This is a genomic window from Accumulibacter sp. (assembly GCF_029255285.1).
In the GTDB taxonomy this organism is placed as follows: Bacteria; Pseudomonadota; Gammaproteobacteria; order Burkholderiales; family Rhodocyclaceae; genus Accumulibacter.
The window spans coordinates 99874-110302 of the sequence record NZ_JAPUVI010000002.1 but is presented as its reverse complement, the minus strand read 5'-3'; the positions used below and the strand labels follow the sequence as shown (position 1 = coordinate 110302).

At 63.1% G+C, this 10429-nt stretch carries 4 protein-coding genes; all 4 read left to right on the top strand.

The window, feature by feature from the left end; genetic code table 11:
- A partial coding sequence (locus tag Q1M07_RS00585) for an EAL domain-containing protein (RefSeq protein ID WP_300449238.1) occupies positions 1 to 2461 on the top strand: 2461 nt, incomplete at its 5' end.
- A gap of 679 nt (positions 2462 to 3140) precedes the next feature.
- Positions 3141 to 4712, top strand: coding sequence for a DUF1302 family protein (locus tag Q1M07_RS00580; protein WP_300449237.1), 1572 nt, complete (start codon positions 3141 to 3143; stop codon positions 4710 to 4712).
- A 22-nt stretch (positions 4713 to 4734) separates the two neighbouring features.
- Positions 4735 to 6111, top strand: coding sequence for a DUF1329 domain-containing protein (locus Q1M07_RS00575; RefSeq protein ID WP_300449236.1), 1377 nt, complete (start codon positions 4735 to 4737; stop codon positions 6109 to 6111).
- Positions 6112 to 6322: 211 nt separating this feature from the next.
- On the top strand, positions 6323 to 10366 hold the full coding sequence (locus tag Q1M07_RS00570; RefSeq protein ID WP_300449235.1) for a hybrid sensor histidine kinase/response regulator: 4044 nt from the start codon (positions 6323 to 6325) through the stop codon (positions 10364 to 10366).
- The last annotated feature ends 63 nt before the right edge of the window (positions 10367 to 10429 follow it).

The window sequence follows — 10429 nt, the reverse complement described above, 5'->3', positions numbered from 1 at the left end:
AACGGTCAATGAAGAACTGCAGATCAAGACCGCCGAGACGCAGGAACTCAACATCGAACTGGAAAGCATCCAGAACAGTGTCGACTACCCCCTCATGGTGCTCGACCGGAACGCTTCGCTGCAGCGCTTCAACAGCGCTGCCGCCCGCGTATTCAAGCTCGGTGCGGCGCAGACGGGACGCCACCTGCGCGATCTGCCGCTGCCATCCGACATGCCGGATCTCCTGGCGGACGTGCAGCAGGTGATCGACACCCAGAACGCCCGTGATCGCCAGATCGTCAACGCCAATCGGCGCCATTACACCTTGCACATTGCGCCGCTTCTGCGAGACACGCAGCGGATCGCCGGCGTCATCCTGCTTTTCGCCGACAACACCAATCTTTACGAAGTCGAGCGCTCGGCACGCGAAACACAGGTCAGGTTGCAGGCGGTGATGAACAACTCGGTATCGCTGATGGCGGTGAAGGACGCTCCCGGTCGCTACCAGTTCGCCAACCCGAAGTTCGAGCAGACTTTCGGCTTCGCCACCGGAGAGGTGATCGGCAAGACCGACCTGCAACTCTTTCCGGAGGCCGTCTGCGATCTCTTCCGCGAGAGGGAACTCGAGGCGATGCGCCTGCGCAGGGGCATCGAGCGAGAAGAAACCTTGCCGCTGGCGGCCGGCGAACGCCACTTCCTGGTTGTCCGCTTTCCACTTTTCGACGACGACGGAGCCATTACCGGCCTCTGCTTTCAGGCCACCGACATCACGGCCCGCAAACGCGCCGAGGAGCAGTTGCGGCTGGCCGCGCTGGTCTTCGACCGCGCTTCCGAAGGCGTCATGGTGACGGATACCGAGCAGCGCATTTTGACCATCAACGAATCGTTTTCGACGCTGACCGGCTACACCCGCCAGGAAGTGGTGGGCAAGACACCCCGCCTGCTGCGTTCCGACCGGATGTCGCCCGAGTTTTACGCCGACATGTGGGACAAGGTCACCCGCTTCGGTATCTGGCAGGGCGAAATCTGGAACCGCCGGAAAAACGGTGAGATCTATCTCGAATGGCTGTCGATCAACACCGTCAAGGACAAGGACGGCAAAGTGGTCAACTATGTCGGCATGTTCAGTGACATCACCAAGGCGCGCGAATCGCAGCAGCGAATCGAGTACCTGGCCACCCACGACGAATTGACCGGGCTACCCAACCGCGCGCTCTTCAACGATCGTCTGAACCTCGCTCTGGCCCATGCCGAGCGTTCGCGCGCGAGCGTCGGGGTGGTGTTCATCGACCTCGACAACTTCAAGGTGGTCAACGACACACTCGGTCACGAAACTGGTGACAAGTTGCTCAAGCAGGCCGCCGTGCGACTTCTTGAATGCGTGCGTGCCGAAGACACCGTAGCCCGACTGGGCGGCGACGAATTCGTGGTCCTGCTGGTCAATGCCGATCGTCAGCAGGCGACGCTGACCGCCGAACGCCTGCTCACCGCGCTCAGCACCAGCTACCACTTCGGCAAGCACGAATGCTTCATCAGTGCCAGTATCGGCCTGAGCATGTTCCCCGAGGACGCCGGCGATGCCAACTCGCTGATGCGCAACGCCGACTCGGCAATGTACCGCGCGAAGGATCACGGCAAGAACGGTTTCCGCTTTTTCTCCGCCGACCTCGCCAGCCAGGCCAGCAAGCGCCTGGCCCTGGAGACGGGCCTGCGGCGCGCCATCGAGAACGGTGAATTGTTCATTCATTACCAGCCGCAGGTCAGGCTCGAATGCGATACCGTGGTCGGCGCCGAGGCACTCGTGCGCTGGCGTTACAACGGGGAAGTGATCGACCCGGTGGTGTTCATTCCGATCGCCGAGCAGAGCCACCTGATTTTCGCCGTCGACGACTGGGTACTTGGCGAAGCCTGTCGCCAGATCATCGAGTGGGACAGGGCCGGACTGCCGCCGCTGCGCATCAGCGTCAACATCTCGGCTCGCCATTTCCGCAAGGACGGCATGGCGGCTGATCTGATGGGCATTGTCAGAGCCCATGGGATTTCGCCGCAGCGTCTGTGTATCGAAATCACCGAGGGCGTGCTCATGGACGTCGAGCGTGCGCAGCGCATGCTGGCCGAACTGGTCGACTTTGGGTTGCGCATCAGCATCGACGACTTCGGCACCGGCTTCTCCTCGCTGTCCTACCTCAAACGCTTCCCAATCCATGAGCTGAAGATCGCCCGCAGCTTCGTCGATGGTGTCTCGACCGACGCCGACGACCGCGCGATCGCGTCGGTGATCATCTCGCTGGCGCGACAACTCGGCATGAGCGTGGTTGGCGAGGGGATCGAGATGGCTGGCCAGCACGCCGATCTTTCAGCGTTTGGCTGCCACCGCGGCCAGGGCTTTCTCTATGCCCGGCCGCTGGCACCAGACGTCTTTGTCGACTGGGTGCGCACCCGTGTTGCCGGGTCACCAACCGATCCCGCAGCCGCCGGATAAGCCGATCTGCGCGGGTCCGCGCTTCGATAGCGTTGACCGCCGCGCTCAGTACTTGTACTGAGGTTGCACGTAGATGTGCGGATAGCCTTCGCCTTCCCGCACGACTAGACTCGCCCCATGCCCCGTAGCAAATCTATCGCTGACCGCCGGCGGCGAATGCAGGCGTGTTCACGCGTCGCCCTTTCGCTCATGCTCGGCGATGCGCCGGCGGCGAGCTGCGGTGTGCGGGGGATTCGGATCGCGGCACCATGCCTGCCGCCGACGGACAGGCTTGATTCCGGCGGCCCGTCGGACCAGAACCTCGCCACTCGGAACGTATGGGCTAAGAGGCTGTGCATCTGGGCTCTTCATGAACTTGTGAGATTTCCCGGCAATTCGGACCTTGTCTGCCCGCGCATGAACGCGTTGTTCAGGAAGCGAAACGGCCTACGACAAAGCAAGCGGCCGCAGGATAAATCACGATAAGTCATTGAATTGTAGGATTCTTCAACATTCCGTTAGAACGAAAAGACTCTGCCCAGCGGACGCGCCGCGCCAGTCACGACGCTCGCCTCGACCAATGGCAAGAAAGGGAAGCACGATGACCTATTTCAAAGCCGAAAATTCGGCCGCCCAACATGGGGCCGCACGGCGCGGAGGGATGGCGGACCGTCCAAGGAAACGACAGTCCTCACTCGCCGTGCCGCTCATCGTCATGCTGTTGCCCTTCGCCGAAGCCTGGGCGCTGTCGCTGGACACCGATTCGCCTGACGTGAAGCTGGTCTGGAACAACACGCTGCGCTACAACTGGGGAATGCGGGCGCAGGGACGCGATCCTCGCATCGCCGACAATGCGGTGTTCGACCAGGGCGACGCCCTCTTCGACCGGGGGGCCACGATTACCAACCGGATCGACTGGCTGAGCGAATTCGACCTCGTCTATAAGGAACGATACGGCCTGCGGGTCTCAGCCGCTGCCTGGTACGACGCGGCCTACGGTGACCGCGGTCGCAGCAACCCGTACGCCCAGGGCATGGATGTGGTGCCCAACAGCTACCTGGACAACAGGTTCACCTCCTACGTCAAGCGCTACTACGCCGGCCCTTCGGGCGAGTTGCTCGACGCCTTCGTCTACGGCGTGTTCGACGTCGGCGATTCGGTCTGGAACGTCAAACTGGGGCGGCACGCGCTGATCTGGGGCGAATCGCTGTTTGGCAATACACACGCGATTTCCTATTCCCAGGTGCCCAGCGACGGCATGAAGGGGGTAACCAATCCGGGCGCGTCGGCCAAGGAAACCGCGCTGCCGGTCGCCCAGATGTCGACCATCGCGCAGATCAATCCCGAGCTTTCTTTCCTGGCTCAGGTCGGGTTCGCTTGGGAACCTACCCGCATACCCGAGGGCGGCACCTACTTCGGCGTCGATGTGGTGAACAAGGGCCCGAACGTGAACCGGCTCTCCGCCATCGAGGGCAAGGCGGGCGATCTGGGGCTGGGTGTGAAGCTGAGCCCCGAGTGGCTGGACGGTACGCTGGGTTTCTACGCGCGGCGCTTCGACGACAAGAACGGATGGCTGGCGCAGGACGCGGGTGACGGACGAACCCGGGCGGTGTACGCCCGCGACATCGATCTGCTCGGCGTCGCATTGGTGAAAAGGATCGGCTGGGTTCTCGCCGGTGCCGAGCTATCCTATCGCTTCGACGACCCCCTGAGCAGCGCCGGTTCGGCAGGCCCGGCCGGCGGTTACGAGGGCGCCCGGGGCAATACCTGGCATGGCGTGCTGAACGGCATCGTCAGCTTCAGCCCGAGCGCGGTTTACGACTCCGCCTTCCTGGCGGCGGAACTGGCGTGGAACCGCCTCGACCGGGTGACTCGCAACCGCGAACTGTACTTTGCCAAAGGCTACAACGCGGCCTGCCAATCCGATGCCACCGTCAAAGGCTGCGCGGACAAGCAGTTTCTCAGCTTTGGGCTGTCCTTCACGCCAGCGTGGACGCAGGTCTATCCCGGCGTGGATCTCAGCCTGCCCATGTTCTATTCCCGAGGCCTCAACGGCAACGCCCCGTCGAACGGCGGTGGCGTCGAGGGCTTCACCGTTTACAAGGTCGGCCTGTCAGCCAAGGTCTATTCCATCCACCAGTTCGACCTAACCTACACCGGCTACGATCAAAAGATCAAAAGCGCGCCGGACTCCCCCCTGGGTTCCTACGTTCTCGGAGGGCCATTGCAGGACAAGGGCTGGTTGTCGTTCACCTATCAAGCCACCTTCTAAACATCACAATACAGGAGACGCCATGAACCGTCGCGCGACCCTCTACTTCATCGTCGTCGCCTTGCTCCAGACCGGCATTGCTCGAGCCGAAGTCAGCGCCAGCGAGGCCCAGCAGCTCGGCCAGAACCTCACGCCCTTCGGCGCCGAACAGTCCGGGAACAAGACCGGTACCATCCCGGCCTACACCGGCGGGCTGCCCACCACCACCTCGCCGCCCGGTTTCAAACCCGGCTCCGGGCGCTGGACCAATCCGTACCCGGACGAAAAACCCCTGTTCTCCGTGACGGCCCAGAACCTGGAGCAGTATCGGGATGCCTTGAGCGAGACCGGCAAAGAACTCTTCAAACGCTATCCGAACTACCGCATGGACGTGTATCCCAGCCACCGCAGCGTCGCCTATCCGGCCTGGGTGCTGGAGAACACCAGGAAGAACGCCACTGCCGCCCGACTCACCAAGGACGGCGTGGCCTTGGAGGGAGCCTATGGCGGGATTCCCTTCCCTATCCCCAAGAATGGTAACGAGGTGATGTGGAATCACCTGCTAAGTTATACCGGCGTGGCGTTCGATGCCTATGCGACCCTGTGGTCCGTGGATGAGTCGGGCAAGGCCGTGAGATGGGCAGGGCATTTCAGCTTCCAAAACAGCTACTACGATCCCCAGTCCAACGCCGAGGAGCACAAGAGGAACGGCTCCTACTATTACCAGCACGTCTATAACTGGAGCGTTCCGGCCAGCGCGGCAGGATTTTCCGTGCTCGATACGCAAACCCTTGATCCGACCATCGAGCCACGCCGCATCTGGGATTACGACCCCGCGACCCGCCGCGTTCGCGAGGTGACCGGTTTGCCGCCCGATCTGGGCCTGGGCTCTCTGGGCAGCCTGATCACCTTCGATCAGGACAATCTGTTCGCTGGGTCGCTCGAACAGTTCGACTTCAAACTGGTCGGCAAGCGGGAAATGTTGATCCCCTACAACGATCACGCGCTCTTTTTCGAGACTCCTGCCGAACGGATCCTGACTCCCGGCCACTTGAATCCGGAATTCGTGCGTTGGGAATGGCATCGGGTCTGGGTCGTGGAAGCAACGATCAAGCCGGGCATGAAGAATCAGCATCAGCGCAAGGTTCTCTACCTGGACGAGGACTGGAGCGGCGCCGGCATGAGCGACGAGTATGACGCTGCCGGCAAGCTCCGGCGGGGCCTTTTCCGGCCCGCCATGCCGCTCTACGATGTCCAGGTGCAGATCCCGCGAAGCTACTGGGGCTACGACCTGGAGAAAAACATGTATGCCCTCGACCAGCATTTCGGCGACACCGGCCAGTCGTTCCAGCCCAAACCGCAGGCATTTCCGAAACTTAACCTGAAGCCCGATGCACTGGCCCGGAGAGGAGTGTTTTGATGGTTCCTCGACACGATTCTCCCCGCGAGACGATGAAATAGGCCAAGCGCTATTCGTCGCGGGATCGGCGCCACCGCCACGCCGCCCGCGCGTCGGGAGCGCTTTGGCGCGCGGGCTATCGCCGGTTCGGTCCCGCGCTGCCAAATCGGATCCCCCGACTCCGGCAGTGGCAGGGGGAAGAATGTCGTAATTGAAAGTTGCGGAGAGCGCCATGCGAATTTGGCAGCGCGTAATGGTAGTCCTGGCCCTATTGCTGCAACAGGCGGCACTCGGGGATCCGGTAGCAGGCATCGCGGGTGGCCGGGAGCCCCGCTTCGAGCATGTCACCATGGATCAGGGGCTGTCGAATGGCAATGTGGAAGCCATTTTTCAAGACCGGCAGGGTTTCCTCTGGTTCGGCACCGGCGCCGGGGTGGACCGCTACGACGGTTATCGGATCAAGACCTACCGGCCGGACCCGGACAATCCTCACAGCCTGATCGGCAACGCGGTGCACGACATTCTGGAGGATGCCGACGGCGCCTTGTGGATCGCCACCAACCAGGGCTTGAATCGCTTCGACCGGGCGACGGAACGCTTTACGCGCTACACGCATGACCCCGCCGATCCCGGCAGCATCAGCGGCCATGAAGTCTTCCGCATTCGGGAGGATGGCCAAGGTGGTCTCTGGGCGCTGACGACCGACGGCGGCCTGAATCGACTTGATCGAAAGACGGGCCGCTTCGTCGCCTACCGGCATGACCCGGCGAAACCGAACAGTTTGAGTGGCAACGAGGGACGAGCGCTGCACGTCGATCGGGCCGGCAACCTCTGGGTGGGCATCCAGGGTGGCGGGCTGGAGCGCTTCGATCCGGCTAGCGGCGGTTTCATCCATTACCGCCACGATCCCGCCAACCCCGACAGCCTGAGCGGGGACGGAGTCTGGTCGATTTACGAGGATCGCCAAGGAATCCTCTGGGTGGGCACCATCGGAAATGGCCTCAACAGCTACGACCCCAGGACCGGAAAGTTTACCCGACACCGCTCGGAACCGAGTTTGGTCAACGGATTTGTCTTCGCGCTGACCGAAACCCGCGACGGTGTGTTGTGGATTGCCACCCTGAGCGGTGGCCTGTACAGCCTGGATCCGGAGCGACGCCGATTCACGCGCTATCTGCCCAACGCCGCCGATGCGATGAGTATTGTTCACACGCTGATCGGCCCGCTGCACGAGGACCGTCAGGGCGCCCTGTGGATTGGCTCTCTGGGCAAAGGCGTCAACCGCCTGGACCGCTCCGCCACCAAGTTTCAGTGGTTCCGCCACCGGCCCGACGATCCCACCAGCCTGAGCAACGGCTCGGTCTGGAACCTGCTCGAGGATAGGTCCGGTATCGTGTGGGCGGGTACGGAAGGCACCGGGCTGAATCGTCTCGACCCGGCCACGGGCAAGTTCACCCATTACCGGCACGACCCGGACAATCCACGAAGCCTGATTGGCAACTCGGCCTACAACCTCTACGAGGACAAGCGGGGCGCGCTCTGGGTGGGAACGCGGGACGGCATCAACAAGATGGACCGGACCTCCGGAACCTTTACCCGCTACGTCCACGATCCCAAGGACTCGGGCAGTCTGCCGTTCAACGATACACGCGGCACCTGCGAGGATCGCGACGGCACCCTGTGGGTGGCGACCAGCTATGGCGGTGTCGCCCGCTTCGACCCCGCCACCGAAAAATTCAAGGCCTACCGCCACGATCCAGATGATGTCAATAGCCTGGGAAAGGGAATCATCACGACGCTCAAGTGTGATCCGGCCGGTGGCCTGTGGCTCGGGTTGTGGGGCGGCGGGCTGAACCGATTCGACCCGAAAACCGAGAAGTTCCGGCGCTACGAGAACGACCCTCGCCATCCGGCCAGTCTGAGCAACAACGAAGTGTGGTTCATCCACCTCGGAGCATCGGGAGACGCATGGGTCGGCACCAGCGGCGGTCTCAATCGCTTCGATCCCCGCACCGAACGCTTTAGCGTCTACCGGCGAAAGGACGGTCTGTCCGGCGACCGCATCAACACCATTTTGGAGGATGACCGGGGACAACTCTGGCTGGGAACGGCAGATGGTGGAATCACTCGTTTCGATCCGGCTACTGGCGCCACCAAAGCCTACGACGCCAGCGACGGCTTGCAGGGCAACCAGTTTCTCAACAGCTCCGCCTACAAGTCCCGCACCGGGATGCTGCTGTTCGGTGGCGAGAACGGCTTCAACGTCATCGACCCGACGAACATCCCGACGAACACTCAGGTGCCACCCGTGGTACTGACCGAGTTGCAGATCTTCAACCAAACCATCTCCGCGACGGACAAGGATTCGCCTCTTCAACAGTCCATCACCGAAACGCGGCGAGTGGTGCTGTCGTACTGGCAGTCGGTGTTTTCCTTCGAGTTCGCGGCGCTGAACTACCGGCATCCGCAGAAGAACCGCTATGCCTACAAGATGGAAGGCTTCGACCGTGACTGGACGCACGTCGACGGATCGCGCCGCGTCGCCACGTACACCAATCTCGATCCGGGAACTTATGTCTTCCGGGTCAAGGCGTCCAACAACGATGGGGTCTGGAACGAAGAAGGAACATCGGTCGAGGTCGTCATCACCCCTCCCTGGTGGAGAACGGCCTGGGCAAGAACGCTGGCGGTACTGCTGATCCTGGGGCTGTTGGCCGGCGGGTATTACCGGCGGGTCGGCGCCATCCAGCGCCGCAACCAGGAACTGGAACTCCAGGTCGCCGAGCGGACCCATTCGCTGGCGGAAGCCAAGGAGGCGGCCGAAGCGGCCAACCGGGCAAAGAGCGCCTTTCTGGCCAACATGAGCCACGAACTGCGCACGCCGCTGAACGCGGTACTGGGCTTCTCGGAGCTGCTGCTGCGCGACGCGGCCGGCGGCCGCGAGCGGCTGTCACCGGTCCAGGCGCAACACCTGGCCACGGTCCACCGCAGTGGCGACCATCTGCTGACCCTGATCAACAACGTGCTGGACCTGTCCCGCATCGAGGCGGGGCGGACCACGATCAACCCGAGCGACTTCGACCTGCACGAGTTGCTGGCTGGGCTGCAGGGGATGTTCACGCTCAAGGCGGCGAGCAAGGGGCTGGCCTTGCAAGTCGAGCACGAGCCAGGGGTCCCCCGGCTCGTTCGCACCGACGAGCTGAAGCTGCGGCAAATGCTGATCAACCTGATGAACAACGCCTTCAAATTCACCGAGCGAGGTGGTGTGACGCTTCGCGTAGGCGCGACTTTCCCGGCCCACGACGACCCGGAGATAAAGCCGGGCCGCGCGCTGCGCTTGACTTTCGAGGTCACCGACACCGGCGCCGGCATTTCCGCCGAGGAACTGGCTGGACTGTTCCAGCCCTTCGCCCAATCTGCCAGCGGCCGCAAGGCGGAAGAAGGCACCGGCCTGGGGCTGGCCATCACGCGCCAGTTCGCCGAGTTGATGGGCGGCAGCATCGAGGCGCACAGTCGCGTGGGCGCGGGCAGCACCTTCGCCTTTTCCATCGCCGCGCGCGAGGCGGCGAGCCCGGAACGGGTGTCCGAGCCGGCAAGCCGGCCCATACTGGGCCTGCTGCCGGGACAACCTGCCTGGCGCATCCTGGTCGCCGACGATGACGTCAACAGCCGCCGTCTGCTGACCGAGATCCTGGAGCCGCTGGGCTTTGCGATCGAGGAAGCCGGCGACGGACTCGAAGCCATTGCGGTCTGGGAGCGCTGGCACCCGCATCTGATCTGGATGGACATGCGGATGCCGAACCTCGATGGGCGGCAAGCAACCCGGCGGATCAAGGCCTCGCCCGGAGGAACGGAGACCCGGATCGTGGCCCTGACCGCCAGCAGCTTCGAAGAGGAGCGCGCGGAGATCCTGGCGGCGGGATGCGACGATTTTCTCCGCAAGCCGTATCGAGCGACGACGCTGCTCGGGCTGATGGAGAAACATCTGGGCGTGCGCTACCTCTACGGTGACGACGGAGGCGCCGCAGTGGAGCAGGCGCTGGACGACCACGCCCTGGCCGAAGTCTTGCGATCCCTGCCCGACGATCTGCCCGTCCGGTTGGAAGAGGCGGCGATCCGGGGTGAGATCGACGAGATCGACCGGCTGATCGCCGAGCTTGCCGACCGCAACCCGGCGGCGGCGGCCCGGCTCCGGGCCTTGGCCGACGACTACGAGTACGAGCGGATCGCCGATTTGGCCGGACAGCCTCGGCACCCGGCCGAAAACACTCCCTGAAGTGCCGCACGCGACCTGTGATCCACTCGCCGGCAGCGGAAACCCGGGTTTCCGGACAGGAAC

What these genes read in the sequence shown, in the direction of transcription:
- Q1M07_RS00575 (WP_300449236.1), top strand. Translation starts at nt 4,735, where the DNA reads ATGAACCGTCGCGCGACCCTCTACTTCATCGTCGTCGCCTTGCTCCAG.
- Q1M07_RS00570 (WP_300449235.1), top strand. Translation starts at nt 6,323, where the DNA reads ATGCGAATTTGGCAGCGCGTAATGGTAGTCCTGGCCCTATTGCTGCAA.